Source organism: Oscillibacter sp. UBA6647, from assembly GCA_002455655.1.
GTDB lineage: Bacteria > Bacillota > Clostridia > Oscillospirales > Oscillospiraceae > Oscillibacter.
Genome location: DKLF01000034.1, coordinates 12143 through 12957, shown reverse-complemented (window position 1 = coordinate 12957; position 815 = coordinate 12143). Strand labels below are relative to the sequence as shown.

The 815-nt window shown below is 53.4% G+C and carries 1 protein-coding gene and 1 pseudogene; both read left to right on the top strand.

Annotated elements, in window-relative coordinates; translation table 11 throughout:
- Positions 1–335, top strand: a pseudogene (locus B2W96_RS02980) (transketolase); the annotation flags it as partial.
- A partial coding sequence (locus tag B2W96_RS02975) for a transketolase family protein (protein WP_414692955.1) occupies positions 335–815 on the top strand: 481 nt, incomplete at its 3' end. The pseudogene B2W96_RS02980 and the gene B2W96_RS02975, both read left to right, overlap by 1 nt.

The following is an 815-nucleotide window of genomic DNA, read 5'->3' as shown; positions in this document are numbered from 1 at the left end:
ATCAGCTTGACAATATCATCGGCATTGTGGACATCAACGGGATTCAGGCGGACGGCTTTACCAGCGCGGTGCTGGATACCGAGCCTCTGCATGAAAAATTCAGCGCGTTCAAGTTTGATGTGCAGCGGATTAACGGCAACAGCATTACACAGGTGATGGAAGCTGTGGATAAGGCCAGAAATTCCACTGAAAAGAAGCCCCACATCATTCTCTGCGATACCGTTCCCGGCACGGGAGTTCCCTTCCTGATCGGCAATCAGAAGAGCCATTTCATCAGTCTGGACGCAGAGGGCTGGGAACGGGCATTCAGCGAATTGGAAAGGGGTAAGGACTAATGAGCAACGGTATCAAAAGTGTGATCAGCGACTCCAACGTCGCAACAAATCATCCGACCATGGCAGAGCCCTTTGGCAATGCTTTGATTGAGCTGGCAAAGGAAAATGACAGAATCATCGGCCTGAGCGCGGACCTCGCCAAGTATACGGACATCCATGTGTTCCGGGACGCCTTTCCCCAGCGGTTCTATAGCGTCGGCATGTCCGAGCAGCTTCTGATGTGTGCTGCCGGAGGCTTGGCTAAGGAGGGGTTTATCCCCTTTGCCACTACATACGCCACGTTTATCGCCAGAAGATGTTATGACTTTATTTCTCAGGCAATTTGCGAGCACAACACCAATGTAAAGATTATCGGCGGCCTGCCCGGTCTTCAGTCCGGCTACGGTCCCAGCCATCAGGCCACGGACGACCTGGCAATCCTTGGCTCCATGCCCAATCTGACCATCATCGACCCCTGCGACGCGCTGGAAATGCAGCAGG